This window comes from bacterium endosymbiont of Bathymodiolus sp. 5 South, assembly GCF_900128535.1.
In the GTDB taxonomy this organism is placed as follows: Bacteria; Pseudomonadota; Gammaproteobacteria; order PS1; family Pseudothioglobaceae; genus Thiodubiliella.
The window spans coordinates 1-25,786 of the sequence record NZ_FQTR01000018.1; the positions used below are offsets into that span (position 1 = coordinate 1).

At 38.7% G+C, this 25,786-nt stretch carries 27 protein-coding genes and 1 tRNA gene; 10 read left to right on the top strand and 18 right to left on the bottom strand.

Annotation, left to right across the window (positions count from 1 at the left end):
* Positions 1–147: 147 nt before the first annotated feature.
* From trmD to BBROOKSOX_RS03300, 7 genes are all read right to left on the bottom strand, one after another.
* Positions 148–822, bottom strand: a complete 675-nt coding sequence (trmD, locus tag BBROOKSOX_RS03275; protein WP_139659746.1) for a tRNA (guanosine(37)-N1)-methyltransferase TrmD — start codon at positions 820–822, stop codon at positions 148–150.
* A gap of 5 nt (positions 823–827) precedes the next feature.
* Complete coding sequence (dapE, locus tag BBROOKSOX_RS03280) at positions 828–1,955, bottom strand: succinyl-diaminopimelate desuccinylase (RefSeq protein ID WP_139659747.1); 1,128 nt, start codon at positions 1,953–1,955, stop codon at positions 828–830.
* Entirely contained in the window at positions 1,952–3,130 is a 1,179-nt protein-coding gene (gene ccmI / locus BBROOKSOX_RS03285; protein ID WP_139659748.1) for a c-type cytochrome biogenesis protein CcmI, read from the bottom strand. Before ccmI ends, dapE begins: the two co-directional genes overlap by 4 nt.
* On the bottom strand, positions 3,127–5,037 hold the full coding sequence (locus BBROOKSOX_RS03290) for a heme lyase CcmF/NrfE family subunit (RefSeq protein WP_010646053.1): 1,911 nt from the start codon (positions 5,035–5,037) through the stop codon (positions 3,127–3,129). The genes ccmI and BBROOKSOX_RS03290 overlap by 4 nt, the downstream gene beginning before the upstream one ends.
* A gap of 2 nt (positions 5,038–5,039) precedes the next feature.
* Complete coding sequence (gene serB, locus BBROOKSOX_RS03295; RefSeq protein ID WP_139659749.1) at positions 5,040–5,864, bottom strand: phosphoserine phosphatase SerB; 825 nt, start codon at positions 5,862–5,864, stop codon at positions 5,040–5,042.
* 66 nt (positions 5,865–5,930) lie between these two features.
* Entirely contained in the window at positions 5,931–6,065 is a 135-nt protein-coding gene (locus tag BBROOKSOX_RS12045; protein WP_257607748.1) for a hypothetical protein, read from the bottom strand.
* Between the two features lie 229 nt (positions 6,066–6,294).
* A tRNA-Leu gene (locus BBROOKSOX_RS03300) sits at positions 6,295–6,379 on the bottom strand.
* A gap of 85 nt (positions 6,380–6,464) precedes the next feature.
* Between BBROOKSOX_RS03300 and BBROOKSOX_RS03305 the strand changes: the two genes are divergently transcribed.
* Positions 6,465–6,662 (top strand): YgaP family membrane protein, encoded by a 198-nt coding sequence (locus tag BBROOKSOX_RS03305; RefSeq protein WP_010646057.1) that lies wholly within the window; start codon positions 6,465–6,467, stop codon positions 6,660–6,662.
* A 23-nt stretch (positions 6,663–6,685) separates the two neighbouring features.
* Here BBROOKSOX_RS03305 and cysG read toward each other — a convergent pair whose 3' ends face one another.
* Positions 6,686–8,065: a siroheme synthase CysG gene (gene cysG / locus BBROOKSOX_RS03310; RefSeq protein WP_139659750.1), complete on the bottom strand. Its 1,380-nt coding sequence runs from the start codon at positions 8,063–8,065 to the stop codon at positions 6,686–6,688.
* Between the two features lie 36 nt (positions 8,066–8,101).
* On the opposite strand from cysG, the gene BBROOKSOX_RS03315 reads away from it, so the two are divergent.
* The gene (locus BBROOKSOX_RS03315; RefSeq protein WP_257607749.1) at positions 8,102–8,524 is read left to right on the top strand and encodes a hypothetical protein; all 423 of its coding nucleotides are present in this window, start codon (positions 8,102–8,104) and stop codon (positions 8,522–8,524) included.
* 22 nt (positions 8,525–8,546) lie between these two features.
* On the opposite strand, the gene BBROOKSOX_RS03320 is transcribed toward BBROOKSOX_RS03315, so the two are convergent.
* The 3 genes from BBROOKSOX_RS03320 to BBROOKSOX_RS03330 are packed head-to-tail and all read right to left on the bottom strand — an operon-like array spanning position 8,547 to position 10,304.
* The gene (locus tag BBROOKSOX_RS03320) at positions 8,547–9,056 is read right to left on the bottom strand and encodes a methylated-DNA--[protein]-cysteine S-methyltransferase (protein WP_139659752.1); all 510 of its coding nucleotides are present in this window, start codon (positions 9,054–9,056) and stop codon (positions 8,547–8,549) included.
* Between the two features lie 16 nt (positions 9,057–9,072).
* Positions 9,073–9,741: a DnaA regulatory inactivator Hda gene (gene hda, locus BBROOKSOX_RS03325; RefSeq protein WP_139659753.1), complete on the bottom strand. Its 669-nt coding sequence runs from the start codon at positions 9,739–9,741 to the stop codon at positions 9,073–9,075.
* Complete coding sequence (locus tag BBROOKSOX_RS03330; protein WP_010646067.1) at positions 9,738–10,304, bottom strand: CDP-alcohol phosphatidyltransferase family protein; 567 nt, start codon at positions 10,302–10,304, stop codon at positions 9,738–9,740. Before BBROOKSOX_RS03330 ends, hda begins: the two co-directional genes overlap by 4 nt.
* A gap of 44 nt (positions 10,305–10,348) precedes the next feature.
* Here BBROOKSOX_RS03330 and purM point away from each other — a divergent pair, with 44 nt between their 5' ends.
* The 3 genes from purM to BBROOKSOX_RS03345 are packed head-to-tail and all read left to right on the top strand — an operon-like array spanning position 10,349 to position 12,493.
* Positions 10,349–11,350 (top strand): phosphoribosylformylglycinamidine cyclo-ligase, encoded by a 1,002-nt coding sequence (purM, locus tag BBROOKSOX_RS03335; RefSeq protein ID WP_139659754.1) that lies wholly within the window; start codon positions 10,349–10,351, stop codon positions 11,348–11,350.
* Positions 11,325–11,912, top strand: coding sequence for a phosphoribosylglycinamide formyltransferase (gene purN / locus BBROOKSOX_RS03340; RefSeq protein ID WP_139659767.1), 588 nt, complete (start codon positions 11,325–11,327; stop codon positions 11,910–11,912). Before purM ends, purN begins: the two co-directional genes overlap by 26 nt.
* Positions 11,909–12,493 carry a hypothetical protein gene (locus BBROOKSOX_RS03345; protein ID WP_139659755.1) on the top strand — a complete coding sequence of 195 codons (585 nt, stop codon included), beginning with the start codon at positions 11,909–11,911 and terminating at the stop codon, positions 12,491–12,493. Before purN ends, BBROOKSOX_RS03345 begins: the two co-directional genes overlap by 4 nt.
* A 16-nt stretch (positions 12,494–12,509) precedes the next feature.
* Here BBROOKSOX_RS03345 and uvrA read toward each other — a convergent pair whose 3' ends face one another.
* Complete coding sequence (gene uvrA / locus BBROOKSOX_RS03350; RefSeq protein WP_139659756.1) at positions 12,510–15,332, bottom strand: excinuclease ABC subunit UvrA; 2,823 nt, start codon at positions 15,330–15,332, stop codon at positions 12,510–12,512.
* 93 nt (positions 15,333–15,425) lie between these two features.
* Between uvrA and pyrH the strand changes: the two genes are divergently transcribed.
* Positions 15,426–16,139 (top strand): UMP kinase, encoded by a 714-nt coding sequence (pyrH, locus tag BBROOKSOX_RS03355; protein WP_139659757.1) that lies wholly within the window; start codon positions 15,426–15,428, stop codon positions 16,137–16,139.
* A gap of 14 nt (positions 16,140–16,153) precedes the next feature.
* Positions 16,154–16,711, top strand: a complete 558-nt coding sequence (gene frr / locus BBROOKSOX_RS03360; RefSeq protein WP_010646078.1) for a ribosome recycling factor — start codon at positions 16,154–16,156, stop codon at positions 16,709–16,711.
* A 69-nt stretch (positions 16,712–16,780) separates the two neighbouring features.
* Here the strand turns inward: frr and BBROOKSOX_RS03365 are convergent, their stop codons facing one another.
* On the bottom strand, positions 16,781–17,152 hold the full coding sequence (locus BBROOKSOX_RS03365) for a hypothetical protein (RefSeq protein ID WP_139659758.1): 372 nt from the start codon (positions 17,150–17,152) through the stop codon (positions 16,781–16,783).
* Between the two features lie 66 nt (positions 17,153–17,218).
* On the opposite strand from BBROOKSOX_RS03365, the gene cmoB reads away from it, so the two are divergent.
* From cmoB to bioC, 3 genes are read left to right on the top strand one after another with little or no spacing between them, the layout of a single operon-like run.
* Positions 17,219–18,175, top strand: a complete 957-nt coding sequence (cmoB, locus tag BBROOKSOX_RS03370) for a tRNA 5-methoxyuridine(34)/uridine 5-oxyacetic acid(34) synthase CmoB (RefSeq protein WP_139659759.1) — start codon at positions 17,219–17,221, stop codon at positions 18,173–18,175.
* A gap of 34 nt (positions 18,176–18,209) precedes the next feature.
* Positions 18,210–19,127 (top strand): metal ABC transporter solute-binding protein, Zn/Mn family, encoded by a 918-nt coding sequence (locus BBROOKSOX_RS03375; RefSeq protein WP_139659760.1) that lies wholly within the window; start codon positions 18,210–18,212, stop codon positions 19,125–19,127.
* Positions 19,115–19,900, top strand: a complete 786-nt coding sequence (bioC, locus tag BBROOKSOX_RS03380) for a malonyl-ACP O-methyltransferase BioC (RefSeq protein ID WP_139659761.1) — start codon at positions 19,115–19,117, stop codon at positions 19,898–19,900. Before BBROOKSOX_RS03375 ends, bioC begins: the two co-directional genes overlap by 13 nt.
* On the opposite strand, the gene BBROOKSOX_RS03385 is transcribed toward bioC, so the two are convergent.
* The 5 genes from BBROOKSOX_RS03385 to nuoL form a co-directional block, all read right to left on the bottom strand.
* On the bottom strand, positions 19,887–20,192 hold the full coding sequence (locus BBROOKSOX_RS03385) for a hypothetical protein (protein ID WP_139659762.1): 306 nt from the start codon (positions 20,190–20,192) through the stop codon (positions 19,887–19,889). The two genes, bioC and BBROOKSOX_RS03385, sit on opposite strands and share 14 nt — an antisense overlap.
* Positions 20,189–20,548 carry a metallophosphoesterase gene (locus tag BBROOKSOX_RS03390; protein WP_139659763.1) on the bottom strand — a complete coding sequence of 120 codons (360 nt, stop codon included), beginning with the start codon at positions 20,546–20,548 and terminating at the stop codon, positions 20,189–20,191. The genes BBROOKSOX_RS03385 and BBROOKSOX_RS03390 overlap by 4 nt, the downstream gene beginning before the upstream one ends.
* A gap of 258 nt (positions 20,549–20,806) precedes the next feature.
* Positions 20,807–22,261, bottom strand: a complete 1,455-nt coding sequence (gene nuoN, locus BBROOKSOX_RS03395; protein WP_139659764.1) for an NADH-quinone oxidoreductase subunit NuoN — start codon at positions 22,259–22,261, stop codon at positions 20,807–20,809.
* A 14-nt stretch (positions 22,262–22,275) separates the two neighbouring features.
* Positions 22,276–23,781 carry an NADH-quinone oxidoreductase subunit M gene (locus BBROOKSOX_RS03400; protein WP_139659765.1) on the bottom strand — a complete coding sequence of 502 codons (1,506 nt, stop codon included), beginning with the start codon at positions 23,779–23,781 and terminating at the stop codon, positions 22,276–22,278.
* A gap of 15 nt (positions 23,782–23,796) precedes the next feature.
* Positions 23,797–25,758: an NADH-quinone oxidoreductase subunit L gene (gene nuoL / locus BBROOKSOX_RS03405; protein ID WP_139659766.1), complete on the bottom strand. Its 1,962-nt coding sequence runs from the start codon at positions 25,756–25,758 to the stop codon at positions 23,797–23,799.
* Positions 25,759–25,786 lie beyond the last annotated feature (28 nt).

A 25,786-nucleotide genomic window follows, 5' to 3' on the forward strand; every position in this document is an offset into this window, starting at 1 on the left:
ACGCCATTTTTCACCAACTTGACAATTTTATGAAACACAGCCATAGCTTTGCTATGACTATATTTCATAAAATCACCAAGTCGGCAAAACTTGTCATTTTGCTAATCATCCCTACTTATGCAAAAGTCTCTATACAAAAAATATTGACTATTTTTTTAGTAAATCAGGGCGTTTTTTATGGGTATTTTGCTCTGCTTTTTCTGTGCGCCAAGCATCAATCTTTGCCTGATGTCCACTCAATAGAACCTTGGGTACACTTTGCCCATCGATAGCTTCTGGGCGCGTGTAGTGCGGATAATCTAACAAACCATCAGCGAACGAATCATTCAAAGAATCTTGATTACCCAACACCCCTGAAATTTGTCGACTAACGGTGTCAATGAGCACCATTGCAGCTAATTCACCGCCACTAATGACATAATCGCCAATAGAGACTTCTCTATCAACATCATTTTCAATAATACGCTCATCTATACCTTCATAACGCCCACATAACAAGGTGAGTGCTTCAAGTTTGGATAATTCAACCACCAATTTATTGTCTAACTTTTCCCCTTGTGGTGAGAGATAAATAACCGTTGTATTTGGATTTTCTTGTTTGATTTTACTCATGCAATCACGAATAGGCTTAACTTGCATCACCATACCCGCACCACCGCCATAAGGCGCATCATCAATGTTGCGGTGCTTATTGTTGCTAAAATTTCGTAATTGCCAAGTATTAACAGATAATAGCGATTTTTTGATCCCGCGGGCAATCACGCCTTCATCTGTAATCGCACCAAACATTTCAGGAAATAGCGTAATGACATCAAAGCGCATTATTACTAAAGAAGAATATTTTTAAGGATTTGATAATAAATAACACTTAAATCCTCTAAATCTTGCACACTCACACATTCATCAACCTGATGAATAGTGGCATTTAACGGGCCAAGCTCCACCACTTGCGCCGCTAATATTGGTGCAATAAACCGCCCATCAGAAGTACCACCTGAGGTGGACAGTTCACTATCAAGCCCTTTAACAATTTTGATTGCCTCTACACAAGCATTGACCAAATTACCTTTTGGCGTTAAAAATGGATAACCTGAATGCTCCCAATTAATTTTGTATTCAAAATTATACTGATCTAGAATTGCCAAAACTCTTTGTTGTAAATCTTCATGCGTAGACTGCGTTGAATACCGAAAATTAAACACAACTTCCACCGTGCCAGGAATAACATTAGTCACGCCTGTGCCTGAATTGATATTAGATATTTGAAAACTGGTTGCTGGAAAATACTCATTGCCCTTGTCCCACAACTCATTACACAAAGCCTCAAGTACTGGCATTGCCAAATGGATGGGATTATTCGCCAAATGTGGATAAGCAATATGCCCTTGTTTGCCAATCAAAGTCAATCTGCCATTCAATGAACCACGGCGGCCATTTTTAATCACATCACCTAAATGCTTGCTTGATGATGGCTCGCCTACCAAACAATAATCTATCGTTTCGTTTTGTGCTTTTAGATATTCACACACCTTAAGCGTGCCATGAGTCGCAGGGCCTTCCTCATCGGAGGTAATTAGAAAACCAATACAACCTTTGTGCTTTGGAAAATCTGCAACAAACTGCTCAGTCGCAGTTACCATTGCCGCTAGCGAACCTTTCATATCTGCTGCACCACGACCATATAACAGCCCATCAATGACTTCTGGCTGAAAGGGTTTAGTTTTCCAGTTATCGCCCACTGGAACAACATCGGTATGACCAGCAAAGACAAATGTAGGGGAATGATTGCCTCGTTTTGCCCAAAAATTATCCACTTCACCGAATTTTAAGTTATCAACTTCAAAACCGATTTTTTTTAGCCTATCGGTCATCAATATTTGACAACCTTTGTCATTTGGGGTTAGTGAATCAATGGCCATTAAATCTTTGGCTAATTGTAGCGTGTTGCTTGTCACAACTTTAATTCTACCGTTGGATTGTCTCTCACATCAATAATCTGACTAACCGCTTCAATGTCGCTCGCTTGTCGCATTGCCGAACCTGACTTACTAAGACGCACGACAGCAAGCACTTTTGAGGATTGGGATAATTTTTTAGTGGGCATAACAGAATTTTCATCGGTTAAAGTAACAACACCAGTAAAATCTTTTAATTGGATTTTTTGAATAGCAATCGGCATCGGTCTGCCACGCGCAGCTTTAACATAAATCATTAAATAATGATTTTGGAACTCTGCCTGATGCAAACGCTCAGATAATGTGATATTGAGCGTTACTTGATGTTGTTGTGCTGGTTGAGCGTCTTTATTTTGTATTTGTGCTAATTCGTTCAACATACGCTGTAAAGTCCCTCTTTCTGGTTGATTCTCAGCTAATAATGATAGCGCTTTTTGCCAAAGTTTTTGTGCTAAATCAAGTTGCTGCGCATTGAGCGCTACCCAACCTGCTAGATACAAAGCGTCTGATGAATTTGCATTAATTTCCAATGCCTCACGCACCAAACTAGAAACACGACCTGTAAATTGATTGTTTTGAGAAACTGCCAAAGTTGAGGCGTATTCAACCAACATCCCAACATTTTTTGGATCCAATTGATAAGCGCGCTCATAAGCCTTTAAAGAGGGCTTAACTTCACCGGATTCAAACAACGCCAAACCCAACATCCTCCACGCTTTTACATCATCAGGTTTTTCCTCTACGCGCTGTTTTATTCTAGCAATACTCTGTGCCAAAGTTGGCACTTTTTCACTTTGGACTCTTACTTCTGTTACTGTTGTATATGAAGTAAGTGACTGGTAAACAAGCAAAGAAGCCCCAAACAAAAACGCCACAATCAGCATAATTAACCCTATTGAAACACTCTGTTGGGTGTCATCAGTGGCAGTGGTACCATGCGTTTGCTCTATCTCAACACTTAAAGTTTGCACGATTTCATCTTTTGCTTGCTCAAATACTTGCTCATCAATCAAATTATTTTGCAAGTCTTGTTCTAATTCCGTCTGCTTTTGTCTACCTAATGCAATATTAGATTTCTCTAAATTGAATGCACTGGTTTTTAAAGGACGATACAAAAACCAACTCAACCACAACGCTGAAATCACCAACATCAAGATAAACCACAAATACATCATGACTTTACCTTATATTTAAGGCGATAACGCCTATCAAATGCTGCCAATAATGCGCCTAACATAATCAACAAACCGCCCAACCAAATCCACCTAATCAATGGTTTATAATACAATCTCAAACTCCAAGCCCCCTCACCCAAAGACTCTCCTAAGGCGATATAAAGGTCGCGGAATAGTGATGGGTCAATCGCTGCTTCAGTCATTGGCATACCTGTCACATATTGGCGTTTTTCAGGTTTTAAAGTGGCAATTTTTGCGCCTTGATATGCCACATCAATCACCCCTTTGTTGCCTGTGTAGTTCGCACCCTGAAGTGCTGAAACACCTTTAAAGGTAAAGGCGTAACCTTTAATCTCAACGGTTTCATTTAACGACATCTTAATGTCTTTTTCTACGCCATATTGTGTTGTCACAGTAGCACCAAATAAAAACACAGCAATGCCAATGTGCGCTACTACCATCCCTAAAAATGCCGTGCCTGGATTGCCTCTTTGACGCAACCTTTGTGCCAATAGTAATAACGAATGCAATATCACCCATGAAGATAAAAATGTTGCCAATACCACATAAATATTGTCTATTGCAAAATAAGTAATCAGTGTTATCGTTGATGCAACAAATGCCGTATGGATAGTTATATCCACCACCCTATCTAACTTGTCTTTTTTCCAGCGCAAAAATCCAGCAAGTGCCATTACCAACACAGCAGGTATCATAACAGCAGTAAACATTACATCAAAATAAGGCGCACCCACTGAAATTTTACCCCAACCCAATGAATCTAATAAAAGCGGATACAGTGTTCCTGAAAAAACGACCAATGTCGCTGCCACCAATAAAATATTATTAGTCAACAGTCCGCTCTCTCTGGATAACGGCTCAAAACTGTTGTTACTACACATTAAATTAGCACGCCACGCATACAAACTCAACGAGCCGCCAACCACAAGCATTAAAAATACCAAGATAAAGAAACCACGCGCTGGGTCAGAAGCGAAAGAATGCACTGAAGTCAAAATACCTGAGCGCACTAAAAAAGTACCTAACAAACTCAAAGAGAAGCCCGAAATAGCAAGTAACACTGTCCAATGCTTGAATGCACTCCGCTTTTCACTCACACTGAGTGAGTGCACTAACGCAGTCGCCACTAACCACGGCATGAATGAAGCATTTTCTACGGGATCCCAAAACCACCAACCGCCCCAACCAAGCTCATAATAAGCCCACCAAGAACCTAATACAATACCAAAAGTTAAAAATGCCCACGCCACCAATGTCCATGGACGCGACCATCTTAACCAAGTAGAATCTAGTTGTCCACGGATAAGCGATGACAACACAAAAGCAAACGGTATTGACATACCCACATAGCCCATATACAACATTGGCGGATGGATAATAAGTCCGAAATCTTGTAACAATGGATTGAGTTCACGCCCCTGTATTGGCACAATATCCAAACGCTCAAATGGATTAGAAGTGAGCAATAAAAACAATAAAAAGCCAATACTAATCAGCCCTAATATAATCAGAATATGATTGAGCACCTCTGATGGTAGGCGCTTGGAAAAAATAGAGACTGCCACACTCCAAACTGATAATACCAACGCCCATAACAACAAAGAACCTTCGTGCGCACCCCAAACAGCAGATATCTTAAAAATATCAGGCAATTGAGTATTGGAATTGCTGGCCACATATTTCACTGAAAAATCATCCACCAAAAAAGCATTCATTAACAATGCAAATGACACTAAAATCCAAAAAAATTGCATCCACAACAAGGGTTTAGAAAGTTGTGTTAAAGCAACATTCCCCCGCCATAAACCCATACTGGGTAACGCCACCTGTAGCACAGCAGCAATCAGGGCTAAGATTAACGCAAAATGTCCAATTTCAGGCAACATGATTATAATGACTTATTGAAAAAGTCTACCATTATATCTAAGCCACCATAATTAATCACGATATCTGCATATTCAAGCACTGCAGGTTTAGCGTAATAAGCCACCGATAAACCTGCCACTGCCATCATTTCCAAATCGTTTGCCCCATCTCCTATTACAATTGCTTGGTGCGGTGACACTTGGTGCTTTGCACACAATTCAACAACAAACTCAGCCTTGGCAGTTGCGTTAACAATATCACCCTTAACCTTGCCCGTTAATTGATTATCCTCAATTACCAATGTATTCGCACGGTTATAATCCAACCCAATATCTTGTGCTAATCGTTGGGTAAAATAGCTAAATCCACCTGACACCACAGCGGTTTTTATTTGTTGCGTTTTTAAAAATTGAATTAATGCTTTGCCGCCCTTATTAACCTTCAATCGCTCAGCATAAACTCGATCTAACACCTCCACATTCAAGCCCTGCAATAAAGCCACTCGTTCAATTAAAGAGGCGCTAAAATCCAATTCCCCTTGCATTGCCCGCTCAGTAATCACAGCCACTTGTGCTTTAAGATTGGCAAAATCTGCAATTTCATCAATGCACTCAATATTAATCAAGGTTGAATCCATATCACTGACAAACAACCCTGCCTTAGAAAAATCAAATGCAGGCAAGTAATTAATATCCACATCCAATGCCTCGCGCAGGGGTGCGATATCAATTTCTTTATCGGTTGAAAAACGAAAATGCGATGCTTGAGACTCAAACCGAACACCAACAGCATCCGCCATTTTGTTGGCAATCACTAAATCTTGGGTATGTAGAATAATGATGTTCATGAATGAGAATTTTACCCAATTGCACATCCATCTAAAAGGTTATAACGCCAATAAAATAAATGATAATTAGTGTGAGACTTTTGCATAAATAGGGGTGATTAGCAAAATGACAAGTTTTGCCGACTTGGTGATTTTATGAAATATAGTCATAGAGACCTTTGCATAAATAGGGATGATTAGAAAAATCCAATTTTTGCCCAATTGGTGATTTCTTTAAACCTTGTCCTAGCAGGGCTAAGGCTGGGTTTAAAAAATCGCCAAGTGGGTGAAAAGTGGGTTTCTGATGATTGTTCCTATTTATACAAAGGTCTCTTGGTGAAAAATGGCGTTTTGATGATTATTCATATTTATGCAAAGGTCTCAGTGTAATACAACAAGGCAGAAAAAAACCCAGTTACGAATAAATCGTAACTGGGTTTTTGTCAAAAAATGGTGCGGAAGGAGAGACTCGAACTCTCACGCCTTACAGCACTGGAACCTAAATCCAGCGTGTCTACCAATTCCACCACTCCCGCTTGGAAAGGAGCATTATACCCAAATAGAATTTTTTGTATATGTTAGAATGAAAACTTTAATAACGACAAAAAAAGGATAAGATTAATGACAATAAATAATACAGTATCAGTAATGGCAGGCGTTTTTATTATGGGTTCACTCTTACTTAGCGGTATGAGTTTCAGCGAACCGAACTGGTTGTGGTTGAGCTTCTTTGTTGGCTTTAACTTATTTCAATCCGCATTTACTGGATTTTGTCCAGCAGCAATAATCCTTAAAACAACTGGACTTAAGGACAGTTAAAGACCAAGGTCTTTTTAGGGTGCTTAAGCATCAAACCAGTTTAGCTTTTCTCTGAGTTTAACCACTTCGCCAACGATAATAAGTGTTGGTGCATGAATGGTTTCATTTGCCACTAAATCAGGAAGTTTTGTCAAGGTAGTGGTATGTACTTTGTGCTCAGGCGTGGTGCCTTTTTCCACTAAGGCGACCGGCATATCACCGCGCATACCATGTGTTTGTAATTGTTCTGAAAGATGCGGGGCACCTTTAAGTGCCATATAGAAAACGATGGTTTGTTGTTCAACCGCCAACTCGCTCCAGGGCAAGTTCATGCTGCCGTCCTTTAGATGCCCTGTCACAAAGCGACAAGATTGTGAATAATCACGATGCGTGAGTGGAATACCTGAATAAGTGGAGCAACCAGAGGCGGCGGTAATCCCTGGTACCACTTGGAATGGCACACCATTCTCAGCCAAAGTTTCGATTTCTTCTCCGCCACGCCCAAAAATAAATGGGTCACCGCCTTTGAGGCGACAAACGCGTCTACCTTGCTTGGCTAAATCCACCAATAATTGATTAATGCCATCTTGTGGAACGCTGTGGTTGTCACGCTCTTTGCCGACATAAATCAGCTCTGCATCGCGTCTAACCAATTCCATAACTTCATCTGAGACCAAACGGTCGTACAAAATCACATCGGCTTGTTGCATTAGTCGTAATGCTTTGAAAGTCAATAAATCTGGGTCACCTGGACCCCCGCCAACCAAATAAACTTCGCCCATTTCACTATCGCTACTCTCATCAAGTTGCGTTTGCAAATCTAGTTTGGCTTCGTCAACTTTTCCTGAGAAAACTTTTTCTGCAACCACACCTGAAAAGGCTTTTTCCCAAAAATAACGCCTATCTTCGATATTATTAAATTTGGCTTTGACTTGCTCTCTAAAGCTGCCTGCCAATTCTGCTAGCCTACCATAGGCATTTGGAATGGTGCTTTCTAGTTTTGCACGAATCAAGCGTGCCAATACAGGCGCTTTCCCTGCCGATGAAATAGCAATCACAATCGGACTTCTATCTACAATAGAGGGCATAATAAAAGTACACAGATCAGGAGAATCCACCACATTCACAGGAATGTTCGCATCTTTTGCTAAATCTGATACTTGTGCGTTTAGTGCTCTATCATTAGTGGCAGAAACAATAAGCATTTGCGATTTAATATCACTTGACTCAAAGGCTTTTTCAATCACTGTGATTTTGTTGTTTTTTGCTAACTGCGTAATACCCTCACAACACGCTTGTGCAACACAAATCACTTGTGCATTTGCCTTTAACAATAGGTTAATCTTACGATAGGCAATATCACCGCCACCCACAACCAAACAGGGCTTTTGCGTAATATCAATAAAAATTGGTAAATAATTCATTAATGCTTTGGTGCTAAACTCAAAGTGAGTATTATAATGTGTAAAATACTTTTTATGCCAAACAAGCACTATACTTGCCCTTTTTCACATTTAATTCTAAGCGGTCGTTGCGGCTGTGAATTTTCTGCAAAAGACTGTGTGGCTGAGAAAGAATTTGGCACTTGTTTGAATGAAAACGCTTCAAATAACTGCCAATCTCTATACCATCACCTAAGAGACAATAGCGATTTTGTCTTAAAATCTCATCATCAATCCAATTTATCAGTGGGGCAGCAATCAAAAATTAAAATGGGTGGTTTACTTGCCTTGCAAGAAATTATTAGCCACTCATCTGTTGATACAATTGATAATATTACGATATTGGTTGATGCAGTTAAAAAGGAAGTGGGTGATTTTGAAAAAATCCCATTCTCTCAACTGATGCCAAAGATTGCTAAATTCAAGTTTAGAAGACGCTAAATTAGTGATACAAAACCCAAATCTATAAAATACTTTGCTCTAATTTTAATAAACGCTTCTTGACGGGTAATCCTCCACCATAACCAATCAAACCCCCATCACTTCCAATAATACGATGACAAGGAATAATTAAAACAATGGCATTTGCACCATTTGCACTAGCAACTGCTCGAACAGATTTTTCTCCCCCGATATCTTTTGCCAATTGCAAATATGTTGATGTCTCGCCATAAGGAACTTCTATGAGTGCATTCCAAACACTTTTTTGAAAATCGGTTCCCGCCATTAGTAATGGAATATCAAATGCCTTTCTGTATCCATTAAAATATTCATCAAGTTGTTTTCTTGTTTCCCTTAAAACTTGAGTATCTTGTTCTACAAATTCAGCTTGCAGATTTTTCTTAATCCTGCTATCAACAATTTTTCTCATCTTTCTATATTCAAAATCAAGAATACAAAGTTTGTCATCAAAAGAACCCAATATCAGTTTTCCTATTTTTGTTTTGTAATACTGAATATTAATTTGATTCATTTTATGCGCCAATATTCTATAACACTTGCTTGATTAGTGGGATGGTAATACCTGTTTTTTTCTGCAATGATGCCTCGTCTAATTGTTCAATAGCACTGAATAGTTCTCTTAAGTCCCTTGAATAATGTTTGAACAAATACGCATATATTTTATCATTAATATGAATATTTTTATCCGCCATTTTGTTTTGCAGAATGGTTGTTTTTTGTTCATCGCTTAAATTTTCAAGGGTGAAATTAACAGCCAAAGACAATCTGGTTGTTAAATCTTTTAATAAGTCTAATGCGCTTGGTAAATTTTGTGCGCTGATAATGAGTTTAGTTTGCGTATGTTTGATTTGGTTATACAAATCAAACAATTCTTGTTGTTGCGTGTCGCTTGCATCTTCGATATTATCAATACACACCCAATCAACTTCAGACAACTGAGCAATAAGACCTGCGGGACATTCTTCTTTAAGATCAATATAAACAGCATTCAATTGTTTGTCCATTGCCGCAAAAGTGCAGCCTTGCAAAAGATGAGTTTTGCCACTGGATTTGTCACCTGACACCATAACAACATTAGCATGACTGTCGGCAAATAGTGTGTCAATAAAAGTTAAAATTTGAGCATTTTTATCACCGATAAAATTATGCAGTCGCATTTTTGCATTCAATAGTACAGGCAGTCCAAGTTGTTTCATTTTTGCTTTTGCTTCTCTTGAGAGATGGCTTTTTCAAACCAAATCCAAATATAGTCAATACCACTCAGAACAGTAGAGGTGGCAATAGTAATAAAGAAAACTGTGCTCCACTCAGACAAGATTGGATAGAGTTTTGTTGTCACTAAAAATAGCACCAATGCAATTTGTAAGGCAGTATTGATTTTTGATAACTTTGACGGCATTAATAAGTGATTGTCAGATTCTCCATTACCCATAAAACTGCCAACTGTGCCTGAAACAATCATTAAATCTCTCAAGAAAATCAACAATAACAACCACAAGGGTAACAAGCCAATAATACTTAGCGCAATAAAACTACTGACCAATAATAATTTATCGGCAACGGGATCAAGAATGGAACCAAGCCTAGTTTGACACGAATAACGCTTCGCAACCCAACCATCCAAAGCATCAGTAATGCCAGCAATAAAAAACAGCATCATTGCCAAAAAAAAATCTTCATTTAACAAAGTTAAAACCACGGGTACTGTTAAAATGATGCGTAAAATTGACAGTGCGTTTGGTAGGGAAGAAAGGTTCATTTATCTGCGTGAAAAATAACTAAATTATACGGAAAAAAAATTCTATGTCATCATTGACTTACCAAGACGCTGGCGTTGATATCAACAAAGGTAATGATTTAATCGAACAAATCAAACCCATCGCAAAATCCACCACTAGAGAAGGTGTGTTAGCCGGGTTGGGTGGTTTTGGTGCAATGTTTGAGTTGCCAACCAACCAATACAAAAACCCTGTTTTAATTTCTGGTACCGATGGCGTTGGCACAAAACTTAAAGTTGCTGAGATGTTGAATAAACACGACACCATCGGCATTGATTTGGTGGCAATGTGTGTGAATGATTTAATCGTACAAGGTGCAGAGCCTTTATTCTTTTTAGATTATTACGCCACTGGCAAACTCAATACTGAGATTGCAGTTTCTGTTATCTCAGGTATTGGCGAGGGCTGCAAGCAATCAGGCTGTGCGTTGATTGGCGGTGAAACTGCTGAAATGCCTGGTATGTACAGCGGTGAAGATTACGATTTGGCAGGTTTTTGTGTTGGCATTGCTGAAAAAGAAGATGTGATTGATGGCACAAAAGTTACAAATGGTGACCATATTATCGCACTTGGTTCATCAGGTCCACACTCCAACGGTTACTCACTCATTCGCAAAGTGCTAGAGCGCACTGAACCCACTGAGCATCAACTACAACAATTGATAGAACCAACCAAAATTTATGTTAAATCTGTTTTGTCTTTACTTAAAAAATACTCAGTACATGCCATCTCACATATTACTGGTGGAGGTTTGTTAGAAAATATCCCGAGAGTCTTGCCTGAGAACTTAGCGGCAAAATTAGACAAAAACTCATGGCAGATGCCTGAAATTTTCCAATTCTTACAAGCTAATGGCAATATTAAACTAACAGAGATGTATCGCGTATTCAATTGTGGCGTAGGCATGGTGTTGGTGGTAAGTAGTGATGAAAGTATTGATGTTATTAAACACCTAGAGGCACAAGGCGAAAAGGCTTGGTTGATTGGTGAAATCGTTAAAAATGACGGCGCACAAGTCATTATCTAATATTGTTGTCTTGATTTCGGGCTCAGGCTCAAATCTACAATCTATTATTGATAATGCCGATAATATCGGCGTCAATATCCAGTCTGTGATTAGCAATAAAGCCGATGCTTTTGGTCTGCAGCGGGCAAAAAATGCAGGTATTTCCACCAAAGTTATTGAGCATACGCACTTTGCGTCGCGTGAAGACTTTGACCGTGCCTTAATCAGATACATTAATACTCTTAATCCAGAGCTAATTATTTTGGCAGGTTTTATGCGTATTTTATCCACTGATTTTATTGATGCATTTTCTGCAAATACTAACAAAATTCTTAACATTCATCCTGCACTTTTGCCAAAATACAAGGGACTTAATACACACCAGCGTGCTATTGACGCTGGTGATTCTGAAGCTGGTGCTAGTGTACATTTTGTGACCAATGAATTGGATTCAGGCACAGTAATACTACAAAAATCAGTGGTGATTGACCCGAGTGATAATGCAGACACTTTGGCAAAAAAAGTATTAAAACAAGAACATATTCTCTACCCTGAAGCCCTTAAAAAGGTTTTACAAAAATGAGGTTTTTATTGCTCTTATTGTTTTCTTCTTCGGTGTTGGCGCTTAAGCCGCACATAGCGACCTACACCTTATCAGCATCAGACTTTAAAATTGGCAAAGAAGTACGCACATTACACAAAGAAAAAAATGTGTATTACTACACCGCCCATGCTGAAACTACAGGTCTAGCAAGCCTTATTAAAAATTATGAAATACGCGCAAAATCTACTTTTATTATTGATAAATTTGGGTTACGCTCAAAACACTATCGAAACTTTGAGCGCGACGGTGACAAGATAAAAAAAGACTTTAATATTCGTCCAACAGGTCGACAAGTGGATTCACTGAATCGGCTGCTTGCGATTACTCATGAATTAGAGAACAATCCAAAAAAGAAAGATTTCGAGTTGTTGGTACATGATGGCAACGCCCCAGAAAAACAATATTACCAGCAGCTGCCAAGTGGCGATAATAACTTAATTAAAGTCATTAGTAAAGAAAGAAACTTGACGGCTTTTTTTGCCAAAGACAAGTATTATTTGCCAGTCTTGGTGCATAGAAATAAATTTACTTACAAACTTGACACGCTTGAATTTAATTAAACCATCGCTTTATCTATTATGGCTCTAGTAATGGCTGTAAATATTGCCCTGTATAAGACTTTTTAACTTGTGCTATTTCTTCAGGTGTACCAACAGCAATAATATCACCACCCTTATCGCCGCCTTCAGGACCTAAATCCACAATCCAATCAGCCGTTTTAATCACATCTAAATTATGCTCAATAATCACAATAGTGTTTTCACGCTCACGCAAGCGATTAATCACCGATAATAATTGCTTAATATCGTGAAAATGCAAACCTGTGGTAGGTTCATCAAGAATATACAAGGTGTTGCCTGTGTCTAATTTTGACAATTCTTTGGCAAGTTTAATACGCTGCGCCTCACCGCCCGACAAGGTAGTAGCATTTTGACCTAAGGTAATATATGACAAGCCCACATCCATTAAAGTTTGTAATTTTTGTTTAATTTTTGGAATTGCCTCAAAAAACTCAACGGCTGCTTCAACCGTCATAGCCAACACTTGTGCAATGGTCTTACCTTTATAAAAAACCTCAAGCGTTTCGCGATTGTAACGGCGCCCATCACAAACATCACAAGAGACATAAATATCAGCCAAAAAATGCATTTCCACTTTAATCAAACCATCACCTTTACACGCCTCACAACGACCCCCTTTAACATTGAAACTAAATCGCCCCGCCTTATAACCACGAGAGCGTGATTCCAATGTCTGTGCAAACAAATCACGAATGAGCGAAAACACGCCCGTATAAGTGGCTGGGTTTGAACGTGGTGTACGCCCAATAGGGCTCTGGTCAATGTTGACCACTTTATCAAAATGATTCAAGCCCTTGATTGACTCATAAGGTGCTGGAACAACTTGAGAGCGATTTAAATCTCTAGCAACCAATGAATAGAGCGTGTCATTAATCAAGGTGGATTTTCCAGAACCAGAAACACCCGTAACACAAGTCAACACACCCACAGGAATAGATAAATCAACTTTGTTTAAATTATTACCCGTCGCACCTTTGATACGCAACCACTGAGTGGCTTTTTTGCGTTTTTTCGGCACGGCAATACTTTGACGACCACTGATATAATCACCGGTAATTGATTGAGGGTTATCAGCGATTTGCTGCGGGGTGCCAACAGCAATAATTTCACCACCATGCACACCTGCACCAGGACCAATATCAATAACAAAATCCGCTTGTTTGATGGCATCTTCGTCATGCTCAACTACAATCACAGTATTGCCAATATCTCGCAAGTAAATCAAAGTGTTGAGTAGTTTTTGATTGTCTCGCTGGTGCAAACCAATGGACGGCTCATCCAATACATACAACACGCCCATTAAACCTGCGCCAATTTGACTTGCTAAGCGAATACGCTGTGCTTCGCCGCCTGATAGTGTGCCAGAACGACGCTCCAAACTTAAGTATTCTAAACCAACATTTAACAAAAACTCTAAACGCTGAATAATTTCTCTAAGAATCTTTTGTGCAATCTCACCGCGCACACCTTCCAATTTTAAATCCTTAAAAAATTTGTAACTATTGGCAATCGAAAGTTTGGTGATATTTGATAAATTATAATCAGTAATAAACACATTTCTAGCAGATTCGTTCAGTCGGCTACCGTCACAACTTTTGCAGTTTTTGCTCACCACATAACGCGACAATTCTTCACGCACACTGCGAATTTCACTCTCTTCATAACGGTGCATCATTCTAGGTATCACGCCTTCAAATGGCTTTGGCTTATTCGACCAGCCGTTGCGCCCTTTAATTTTTGAAAAATCAATCGTATCTTTGCCACTGCCATACAACACAATTTTTTTATGCTCAGCGCTTAATGCTTGATAGGGTGTATCCACACTAAAACCATAATATTGCCCAACCAAAGTTAAGATTTGATAAAAATAAGCATTCGAGCGGCCCCAACCATAAATTGCACCATTAGCCAAACTTGCTTCAGGATTGCTGACAACTTTGTTTTCATCAAAAACATCTTGAACACCCAAACCATCACAACTTTGACAAGCGCCAACAGGATTATTAAATGAAAATAATCTGGGCTCAAGTTCAGTTAAAGAATAACCGCATTCCACACAAGAAAACTTAGCTGAAAATACCAATTCTTCTTGTTTGGACGCTTCATCCATTGAAGCAATGCGTACTAATCCGGCACTAAGATTTAACGCAGTTTCTAACGACTCAGACAAACGCAAGGATGCCTCTTTTCTCACCTTAAGACGGTCAACAACAATCTCAATGGTATGGCGTGTTTTACCATTCAACTCATCCAACTCATCCAAATAAATCACTTTGCCATCCACTCTGGCACGTAAAAATCCTTGATTAGAAAGCTCGTCTAACATTTTTGTATGACTGCCCTTACGGTTTTGCACCACAGGGGCAAGTATCATAATTTTTTCACTTTCTGGCAAGGTTAAAATACTATCCACCATTTGTGAAACGGTTTGCGACACCAAATCAATCTTATGTGTAGGACATTTTGGCACACCAACACGCGCAAACAACAGTCTTAAATAATCATAAATTTCTGTAATCGTGCCTACCGTTGAACGCGGATTGTGCGAAGTGGCTTTTTGCTCAATTGAAATTGCTGGCGACAAACCCTCAATATGATCCACATCAGGTTTTTCCATTAACGATAAAAACTGTCGTGCATAGGCAGATAAAGACTCAACATAACGACGCTGTCCTTCGGCATAAATCGTGTCAAATGCTAATGATGATTTACCCGAACCAGATAAACCCGTAATCACGACAAGTTTGTTCCTAGGGATATCAATATCAATATTTTTTAAGTTGTGAACTCTAGCACCTTGTATGCTGATTTTTTCCATAAAATTTTATATCGGACAAAGGGTTAATTATAACGCTCACACACGGTAAAATCATCATTAATTTGATATTATCGGCATAAAAATACTCACACTATGAATAAATATAAACGCATTTTATTAAAACTCAGTGGTGAAGCACTGGCTAAAGACGGCAACACAGTTGACCCAAATACACTGAGCCAAGTCGTAGATATTATTAAGTCTGTACTTAAGCAAAAAGTTGAAGTGGGTATTGTTGTCGGTGGTGGTAATATTTTTAGAGGTGCTGCCCTTGCGCAAGCAGGCATGAATCGTGTGACTGGCGACCACATGGGCATGTTGGCCACAGTGATTAATGCTTTGGCAATTGGCGATGCTTGTAAGCGTGCAAATATTGATGCGCTAGTCATGTCGGGTTTTCCAATTGGTGGTGGTGTTTGTGACCCTGTTGATCACAATAAAGCAAAGCAAGCACTCAGCATGGGGAAAGTGGTGATTTTCTCAGCAGGTACAGGCTCTCCATGCTTTACCACTGACACAGGCGCAGTATTGCGTGCCATTGAGATTGAAGCAGATATTGTCTTTAAGGCGACTAAAGTTGATGGCGTCTATACGCACGACCCCATGAAAAACCCTAAAGCAACACGCTATAAAACACTCAGTTTTGATGAAGCGATTGAAAAAAACCTGCAAATTATGGACACGGCAGCATTTGCCTTGTGTCGAGAACACAGCTTAGATATCTGTGTTTTTAGTATGCTTGAAAATACTAACACATTATCTGATATTTTAGATGGCAAACCTTCTGGTACCATTGTCCACCTTTAAAGGAGAGTAACAATATGTTAAACGAAATACAACAAGATGCTAAAGCCCGCATGACAAAAAGCCTTGCATCATTAGAAAATGATTTTAGTAAAATTAGAGCAGGTCGTGCACACCCGTCCCTGCTTGAGCAAATTCAGGTTGATTATTATGGCTCAATGGTACCGATTTCACAAGTCGCTAATATCAGTGCAGAAGATTCTCGCACACTTAAAGTATCCCCCTGGGAAAAAGAGATGGTTGCTGTGGTTGAAAAAGCCATTATGACCTCAGATCTTGGGCTTAATCCTCAAACCCTTGGTCAAGTTATGCGCATTCCTCTACCTCCACTCACTGAAGAGCGCAGACGCGAATTAGTACGAATAGTTAAAGACGAAGCCGAACAGGCAAAAGTTGCTGTTCGCAATATTCGTCGTGATGCCAATTCTGACTTTAAAGAATTGCTAAAAGATAAAGAAGTTTCAGCAGACGAAGCACACAAAGCAGAAGAAAACATTCAAAAACTCACTGATGAATTTATTAAATCAATTGACGAAAAGTTAGATGAAAAAGAAAATTCACTACTTGAAATTTAAACTTTCAATAATCAATAAAAAAAAGCCCGCTAATGCGGGCTTTTTTATTGTGTCTGTGTTAATTAGATATTAACCACCATGTGCATCTACACAAGCAAGGTATGCATCCCATCTCTTAGGAGAGAATACTGTACCAAATGATTCAACAGGACCTGTGTTATATAAATAACCGCCAGATTTCGCCTTTTTAAAGATAGCAATATTACTCTCAGATAAACCAATCTTATCTTGACAAGCAATGTGTGCACGAACAGATACAGTTTTACCGCCTACTGAGAGTTTTTGCTCTTGATTACTAGTAGCTTGATTACCAGTAGTTTGAGTAGGTGATGCTATTGCATCTAATGATTCTACTGGACCTCTATCACGGTCATCGCCACCCGCAATAACACTTGCTGATAAAGCTAACACCCCGATTGACATTAAAAGTTTTTTCATCATTTTTCTTTCTCCTAATTGATTAAAATACTATCTTAAGCGTTATATTATATATCACTACAACCTTCTATGATTAATAATTTTATAAAAAAATGTGCACAATCAAAATTATCCTCTATATGTGATGAATTGCTTGATACATCAAAACAAGCTATGACTGTTAATAATGGCAATATAGCCAAATGGGAAAGCGCTATTGATGAACTTAAGACACACAACAAAGGCAGGGTTAATTATCAACCCCCTTATTTAAATATTGAGATATTAAACAGCGATACTAAACTCACACAACAGTCTTTAAAAAAACTAACTCCATGGCGTAAAGGTCCTTATCAAATAGGAGGCCTAAAACTAGATAGCGAATGGCGTGGTGATATGAAATGGGATAGATTGAAAAATCATATTCAACCACTCAAGGGGAAAACTGTCTTAGATGTCGGCTCTGGCAATGGTTATTTTACTTATTTAATGGCACTATCGGGTGCACAAATAGCATTAGGTATTGAGCCATTTTTACTGTTTAACTATCAGTTTATGTCCATTCACACACTCATTAACAATCCACCAAGTGCGTTTGTTCTACCACTCAAACTAGAACAAATGCCAAAAGAAGCCGTATTTGACACCGTGTTTTCAATGGGGGTTTTGTATCATCAAAAAGACCCTTTATTGCATCTACAACAACTCAAAACTCTACTAATAGATGAGGGAGAACTGATCTTAGAAACTTTGATTATTGACAAAAAGCATGGCAAACAAATTATTCCCAAAGACCGTTATGCCAGAATGCGCAATGTTTGGTGTCTACCATCAACGGATACAATCCATACTTGGTTAAAAAAAGTTGGATTTAAAAACATTAAACTACTAGATACAACAAAAACGACCCCACAAGAGCAACGCTCTACACATTGGATTGGCGATAACACACAATCCATCAAAGATTTTTTAGACCCTAATAATGATGATTTAACTGTTGAAGGTTTGCCAGCACCCTTGCGCGCAATATTTACTTGCCAAAAATAGTATAATGCTTGTCTTTTATTAAAATAGTATCATCATGTTACGCATCGTTTTAATCTTTTTTTTCGTTAGTGCCAATGTAGTGGCAACACCTAATATTGTTGTTAGCATTAAACCTATCCACTCAATTGTTAGCAACATCACCCAAGGTATTACGACACCAAAGTTACTGATAAAAGACAACCAATCACCACATAATTTTCATCTTAAACCCTCGCAAATGTCTTTGGTGAGTCAAGCAGATTTACTTATTTCTGTACACCCAAGTATTGAGGAGGGGATTGCTAAAGCACTTGATAATATCGATACTCAGCGTAAGCTATATGTTGTTGAAAAATCAACTCAACCACTCAACGAGAAACACAAGGAACACAAGGAACACAAGGAACACAGACATCATGAAGAACATAAAGCACATGAGGAGCATCGATATCATGGTGCTCATAAAGATTATCATATTTGGCTAAATATTGATGCGATACAAAAATTTTCAACAAGATTAACAAACAAGTTAATTGCAATTGATACTGACAACCGTTTAATCTATCGGTCAAACTTATCAGTATTCAATAAAAAATTAGACACACTCAAAACACAGATTAAAAAGCAACTTCTGCCTTATCAAAACACCCCTATGGTTACTTACTCAAATGCTTTTAAGAATTTTATACAAACAAATCAACTTAACACTCTTGCCATCGTGGTGAATAATCACGAACAAAAACCAAGCGTCAAAAATATCTTAACTGCCAGAAAAATCATCCGCTCTAAAAACGCTCAATGCTTAGTATCAACCATAGAAATTACACCAAAAAGAGTTAGCAATATTATTGAAAACTTTAATATGAAACATGAAAGCATTGATATTATTGGCTTTAAACAAACTCAAGGTGCCTCACAATATCTTGCCTTAATGCAAAATATTGCCAATGCGTTTGAAAAGTGTCTGAAATAAGGTCGGCATTCAATAAAGCATCATCCCAATATGATGAATATGCATTTTTACAAAAGGAAATTGCCACTCGCCTTGATGCAAAATTAGAAGTCATCTCTAGTCATGCTGATGTTGTTTTGGATTTGGGCGCAGGCACGGGTTTATTGTCCCAATCTTTATTGCAACGCTTTCCAGATTCAACAATTATCTGCTTAGATTTTGCGCAAAAATCACTTAAAAACAATCCATCAGCATGCAAATTATGCGCCGATGCCAACCACCTACCTTTAGCTGACAATAGTGTTGATGTTATTGTTTCCAATTTAATGATGCAATGGTGTAACGACCTTGATCAACTGTTTTCAGAATGTCATCGTGTGCTTAAAAATGAGGGGCTAATACTATTTTCTACCTTTGGCCCTAATACGCTTAAAGAGTTGAAAAAAAGTTGGGCAGTGGTTGATAACGAAACCCATGTTAATACCTTTACTGATATGCACGACATCGGCGACCAACTACTGCAAAGTGGCTTTCAATCACCCGTCATGGAAATGGAAACCTTAACCTTAACCTACCAAAGCGTCACAGATTTATTAAGAGACTTAAAAGCCATCGGCGCACAAACTGTCAGCACCCGCTCTAAATCACTCACAGGCAAGGGCAAGTTCCAATCAATGATTAAGATGTATGAATCTTACCGCCAAGATGGCAAGCTCCCTGCCACTTATGAAGTGGTGTATGGGCATGCCTGGAAACGAATAAATAAAATTGGCATTGAACTTAATAACCAGTAAGAGAATTCGTTTGAACTATAGCAAATTCTTGATTCTGAGTATCGGTAAAAATCGCTGCACTTAATTTATTTCCATAAACACAGCCTGTATCAACACCTAGTGCATATTTGCTTGCTTTTACCTCGTCAAACATTTGATGCCCATACACAATAAAACCTTGGTTACCATCATAAACATCTGCCCAAAAAACTGACTTGCCATCTTCTTTACCGTAACTCACAAAATTATATTTTTCATCTAAATAACGCAATCTAAGAATTTTAGCTTGTGTTTTTTTAGAAATATTATTCAAGGTTTGATGATTTTGCCAAACTGCATAAATAATGGCATATTTTGTAAAAATTCAATGTCATCACTATTCAGATTTTCAATAATATCTTTCTCATCTTTATCTAAAATGATTGGGTTATTTTTGTCTTTTTTCTGATGATCTAGATAACGAATAAGTTTGTCTTCATGATTACCCAAAACAGGTTTAATATTATTGCTTTGTAGATATCTAAGTGTTTTAATGGAGCCTTTTCCACGAGTGATAATATCACCCACACAAACCTCTATATCCCTTTTTTCTGGATTTATTTTTTGTCGCAATCGCACAAACTCATCATAGCATCCATGAATATCGCCGTAAATTATCAGTTTACTCATAATTAAGTTGAGACCTTTGCATAAATAGGGATGATTAGCAAAATCCAATTTTTACCCAATGGGTGATTTCTTTAAACCTTGTCCTAGCAGGGCTAAGGCTGGGTTTAAAAAATCGCCAAGTGGGTGAAAAGTGGGTTTTTGATGATTGTTCCTATTTATGCAAAGGTCTCAAGTTACAATTTTTTCCAAGATTTTCTTTTATTATGAAAAATAGTAATATTTAACTTAACTATTAATCAAGCCTTAAATTAATTCAAGCTAAAACAAAGATAAGGCTAACTTCATCCAGAAATCTGGGAACAATCCAACCACTAAGATTAATACGCCATTAATGGATAAAACCAACTTCATGTCCATTGGTGCGTTTACTGTTATTTCTTTATCACTGTCTTCAAAATACATGGATTTAATAATTTGCAAGTAGTAATAAGCGCTAATAACAGCAAATACAACGGCAATGATTGCTACCGTAATCATACCGCTAGATATCACTTGTTGCAAGATGAGTAATTTTGCATAAAAACCGATAAATGGTGGCATACCTGCCATTGATAACATAACAATTAGCATCATTAGAGCGAACCAAGGTGAGTGCTTACTCAGTCCTTTGTAGTCGCTAATCAAATCGGCTTCAAAGCCTTTTTTGTTAAGCAAAATGATCACACCAAATGCCGCCAAACTCATTAACACATAAGCCAAAATATAAAATACGGCGGCGCCATAGCCACTGATCACACCGGTAGAAAAACCTAATAAAACAAAACCAACATGAGAGATGGTTGAGTATGCCAATAGGCGTTTAATATTGGTTTGCATCAATGCCACGATAGAGCCAATGGCAATAGATAAAATCGCCAGCACCATAAATAAATCTGACCAATAAGGCTGCATCGCGCCTAGTCCATCAACCAATAAGCGCACCAGCATTGCAACTGCGGCAATCTTTGGTACCGTTGAAATAAATAGTGTGACTGAAGTGGGTGAACCCTGATAGACATCTGGCACCCACATATGGAATGGCACTGCGCCCAGTTTAAAGGCAATACCAATGACTAAAAATACCAAGCCAAAATTAAGCACCAGTACTTCTCTTGAAACTAATTCTGCGCTATTGGCAAAGGTGGCAATCTCAGCAATATTAAGACTGCCACTGATACCGTAAACCATACTCATACCATACAGCAATAAACCCGAGGCAATCGCACCCAAGACAAAGTATTTAAGCGCCGCTTCAATCGCACTGGCTCTGTTGCGTGCAATAGCGATGAGTGTGTAAAGCGATAAGGATAGAATTTCTAAACCCAGATACAAAGTTAGCAAACTGTAACCTGAAACCATGACCATCATGCCCAGTATTGACAACATAACCAAAACAAAATACTCGCCCTTCAATAAAGCATGTTGCAGTAAATAATGACGCGAATAAACCATTGTTACCATCGCTGCTGCCATCATAAAGACTTTGAATACTGATGCCAAGTCGTCCAAGACAAATGAATGCCCAAAAATGATTGTCTCTGGCTGTCCGATAAGATTAAACGACAATATACCTGTAATTAGCAAACTTAGCTGCATTAAGTAGTAAGTTACTTGCTTGAAGGGTTTAGTTAAAAATAAGTCTAATAACAAGACCACAACAATGGCACTTAATAAAAATATTTCTGGCAAGGCTATCATTAATGCAGCGGTGTCAAATTGGAAAGTATTTATCATTATTAAAACTCCTCTTACAATTTAGACGTTAATGCTTGATTAAGCAGATGCTCAATTGAAGTGTGCATGACTTCAATCATTGGCTGTGGATATAATCCTATCACTAGCACAGCAAGCGCTAATATTGCTAAGATAGAGAATTCACGACCATTAATATCGTCAAGTGTTTCTACCGCTGGATTGGTAATAGCACCCCAAAATACGCGCTTAACCATCCATAATGTATAAGCTGCGCCCACAATTAGCGTGGTGGTGGCCAATACCGCATACCAAATGTTTGCTTGCACAGCACCCAAAATCACCATAAATTCACCCACAAAACCTGAGGTGCCTGGCAGTCCTGCATTTGCCATTGCAAATAACACCGCAAAACCCGTAAACTTCGGCATAGAGTTAATCACGCCACCATAGGTTGAAATTTCTCTTGAATGCAAGCGGTCATACAAGACACCAACCACTAAGAACATCGCAGCTGAGATAAAGCCATGTGAAATCATTTGCACCATTGCACCCTCTAAACCAAGGAAGGCGCCTTCTGGCGCCTGTGGGTCGTAAGCTAAGAACAAAGCAAATACGCCCAGCGTTACAAAACCCATATGTGAGATTGAAGAATAAGCGATTAGTTTTTTCATATCTCTTTGCACCAAGGCAACAAAACCAATATAAACCACTGCAATAAGGGATAAGACAATCACCACATCTGAGAATTGTAAAGAGGCATCAGGCGTAATTGGTAGCGAAAAACGGAAGAAACCATAACCACCCATTTTCAACATAATCGCTGCTAGTATGACAGAGCCACCCGTTGGGGCTTGCACATGTGCATCAGGCAACCAAGTATGCACAGGAAACATCGGTACTTTAACCGCAAATGCCACAAAGAATGCCCAGAAAATCCACGCCTGTTCTGTTGCTGTTAAACTAAGATCATGCCACGCTAGAATTGAGAATGAGCCACTTTTGTTATACATATAAATAAGCGATATCAGCATAAACACCGAACCTAAAAAAGTATATAGGAAGAACTTAATCGCTGCATAAATACGATTATCACCCCCCCAAATACCCACAATAAGTAGCATTGGAATCAATGATGCTTCCCAGAAAGTGTAGAACAAAATCCCGTCAAGTGCTGAAAATACGCCAATAATCAAGCCTTCCATCATCAAGAAAGCTGCCATATAATGTGCCGGTCGTTTTTGAATGACTTCCCAACCTGCCCCAATCACTAAAACAGTTGAGAAAGTTGTTAAAATAATCAACGGCATAGAAATACCATCAACGCCTATATGATAATTAATATTAAATTGTGTAATCCAAGCGCTCTTTTCAACAAATTGCATCAGGTGTGTTGATGAATCAAAGCCCGTCCATAGACTAAGTGACATGACAAACACTAAAATAGCAATAGCTAAACTCATCCAACGAGCCATAGTCGCTCGCTCGTTACCCAACAAAATAACCAGCCCACCACCTAAAATTGGCAACCAAATTAATAAACTAAGTAGCATATTTTGCATAATGATATAAAGACCTCAAATCTCAAGTAATGGTTGGTCGCCCATAAATAGCGCCCAAGTTAAAATAATTAATAAACTAAAAATCATAAAGAAAGCATAATGATAAACATAGCCTGTTTGAATTGGACGAATCACAGAACTAACAAAGCCAACGAATCTAGCGCTACCATTAACTATCATTAAGTCAATTATTGTAGAGTCAGATACTTTCCATAAAAAATTTCCCAACTTTTTAACACCACCAACAAAAACAATCTCATTGAAACGATCAAAACCATAGAGTGATTCCAATACATAGTTAGTGCGCTTAAAAGTTGAGCGCACCCAAATAGCCCACTGCGTTTTATAAAGTGAGAATACCCAAGCAGCCACGATACCGCCAACCATCATCCAAAATGGTAGCGTTTGTAGGGCGTGAAAAATCATGCCTAATGCACCGTGGAATTGTTGTTTTAGCTCAACCATAGACACATGACTTGATGTAACGGTAATAGCCTCATCTAACCAACCCTTAAATAACATTGGCTCAATGGTGAAGTAACCAATAATAGCCGAAGGAATTGCCAACATTATCAACGGAAAGGTAATTGATAATGGCGACTCATGTAGATGTTTGGCAGTTTCGTGCTTAACACGCGACTCACCGTGGAATACCAAGAAAAACATTCTAAATGAGTAAAATGCGGTAATAAATACACCGACAACAACAGCATAATAAACCCAGTCGGCATACGGCAAGCTGGAAAAATGCACGGCTTCAATAATCATATCTTTTGAATAAAAGCCAGCAAACCCTGGGAAACCAATGAGTGCTAATGTGCCAATCAAAGCCGTCCAGTAAGTAATTGGCATGGTTTTTTTTAAACCACCCATCTTACGAATATCTTGCTCGTGATGCATAGCAACAATCACCGATCCTGCCCCTAAGAATAATAACGCCTTAAAGAATGCGTGTGTCATCAAGTGAAAAATTGCCACTGAATAAGCACTCACACCCAAAGCAACTGTCATATAACCCAACTGCGATAGGGTTGAATATGCCACCACTTTTTTAATATCATTTTGCACGATACCAAGCAGGCCCATAAATAAAGCTGTGATTGCACCCACTATCATGACTACCGTAAGTGCCACATCACTCATCTCAAACATTGGCGACATGCGCGACACCATAAAGATACCTGCCGTCACCATCGTTGCTGCGTGAATCAGTGCTGAAATCGGCGTTGGACCTTCCATTGAACCTGGTAGCCAAACATGGAGGGGCACTTGTGCTGATTTTCCCATGGCGCCCACAAATAACAGCAAGCAAATGACGGTGATTAAATCTGTACCCCAAAGTGTTTGATTGAGCGTGTTATCAAGACTGGCAAATACCTCTGCGTAATCAAGTGAACCACTAAACGCCAACACCAAACCAATACCCAATAAGAAACCAAAATCACCCACACGATTAACCAAAAAGGCTTTGAGATTGGCTTCAATCGCACTTTCTTTATGGTGCCAAAAACCAATGAGTAGATAGGAAACTAAACCCACTGCCTCCCAACCGAAGAACAACTGCATAAAATTGTTACTCATCACCAACATAAACATTGAGAAAGTAAATAGCGAGATATAACTAAAAAACTTGGTGTAATCCTTGTCATGACTCATATATCCAATGGTGTAGATATGCACCATTAGGGATACAAATGACACCACGACCAACATCACAGAAGTTAGATTATCTACCAAGAAGCCAACACTAATGTTAAGCCCACCAATTTGCATCCAAGTATAGAGATTTTGATTAAAAACCGCACCTTTCTCCAATACATGATAATCAAATACCATTAACGCAAGCACAGTAGAAACTAACACCCCTAAAATCGTAATGGTATGTGTTACATTTCGACCTAAAATGCGCCCAAAGAAGCCTGCAATAATCGCTCCAATTAAAGGTGAAAGTGCCATTGTTAAATAAATTTTTTCCATAATCAATTTGCTATCTTTTGTTTAACAG

Coding starts and splice junctions, on each gene's coding strand:
- BBROOKSOX_RS03330 (WP_010646067.1), bottom strand. CDS start 10,304: ATGAACCTTTCTTCCCTACCAAACGCACTGTCAATTTTACGCATCATT.
- BBROOKSOX_RS03365 (WP_139659758.1), bottom strand. CDS start 17,152: ATGATGAAAAAACTTTTAATGTCAATCGGGGTGTTAGCTTTATCAGCA.
- BBROOKSOX_RS03345 (WP_139659755.1), top strand. CDS start 11,909: ATGAGGTTTTTATTGCTCTTATTGTTTTCTTCTTCGGTGTTGGCGCTT.
- BBROOKSOX_RS03400 (WP_139659765.1), bottom strand. CDS start 23,781: ATGCAAAATATGCTACTTAGTTTATTAATTTGGTTGCCAATTTTAGGT.
- purM (WP_139659754.1), top strand. CDS start 10,349: ATGTCATCATTGACTTACCAAGACGCTGGCGTTGATATCAACAAAGGT.
- nuoL (WP_139659766.1), bottom strand. CDS start 25,758: ATGGAAAAAATTTATTTAACAATGGCACTTTCACCTTTAATTGGAGCG.
- ccmI (WP_139659748.1), bottom strand. CDS start 3,130: ATGATGTATTTGTGGTTTATCTTGATGTTGGTGATTTCAGCGTTGTGG.
- BBROOKSOX_RS03375 (WP_139659760.1), top strand. CDS start 18,210: ATGTTACGCATCGTTTTAATCTTTTTTTTCGTTAGTGCCAATGTAGTG.
- serB (WP_139659749.1), bottom strand. CDS start 5,864: ATGAACATCATTATTCTACATACCCAAGATTTAGTGATTGCCAACAAA.
- pyrH (WP_139659757.1), top strand. CDS start 15,426: ATGAATAAATATAAACGCATTTTATTAAAACTCAGTGGTGAAGCACTG.
- BBROOKSOX_RS03305 (WP_010646057.1), top strand. CDS start 6,465: ATGACAATAAATAATACAGTATCAGTAATGGCAGGCGTTTTTATTATG.
- frr (WP_010646078.1), top strand. CDS start 16,154: ATGTTAAACGAAATACAACAAGATGCTAAAGCCCGCATGACAAAAAGC.
- hda (WP_139659753.1), bottom strand. CDS start 9,741: ATGAAACAACTTGGACTGCCTGTACTATTGAATGCAAAAATGCGACTG.
- uvrA (WP_139659756.1), bottom strand. CDS start 15,332: ATGGAAAAAATCAGCATACAAGGTGCTAGAGTTCACAACTTAAAAAAT.
- BBROOKSOX_RS03390 (WP_139659763.1), bottom strand. CDS start 20,548: ATGAGTAAACTGATAATTTACGGCGATATTCATGGATGCTATGATGAG.
- BBROOKSOX_RS03290 (WP_010646053.1), bottom strand. CDS start 5,037: ATGTTGCCTGAAATTGGACATTTTGCGTTAATCTTAGCCCTGATTGCT.
- trmD (WP_139659746.1), bottom strand. CDS start 822: ATGCGCTTTGATGTCATTACGCTATTTCCTGAAATGTTTGGTGCGATT.
- BBROOKSOX_RS03320 (WP_139659752.1), bottom strand. CDS start 9,056: ATGAATCAAATTAATATTCAGTATTACAAAACAAAAATAGGAAAACTG.
- BBROOKSOX_RS03315 (WP_257607749.1), top strand. CDS start 8,102: ATGTGTAAAATACTTTTTATGCCAAACAAGCACTATACTTGCCCTTTT.
- cmoB (WP_139659759.1), top strand. CDS start 17,219: ATGATTAATAATTTTATAAAAAAATGTGCACAATCAAAATTATCCTCT.
- cysG (WP_139659750.1), bottom strand. CDS start 8,065: ATGAATTATTTACCAATTTTTATTGATATTACGCAAAAGCCCTGTTTG.
- nuoN (WP_139659764.1), bottom strand. CDS start 22,261: ATGATAAATACTTTCCAATTTGACACCGCTGCATTAATGATAGCCTTG.
- purN (WP_139659767.1), top strand. CDS start 11,325: ATGACGGCGCACAAGTCATTATCTAATATTGTTGTCTTGATTTCGGGC.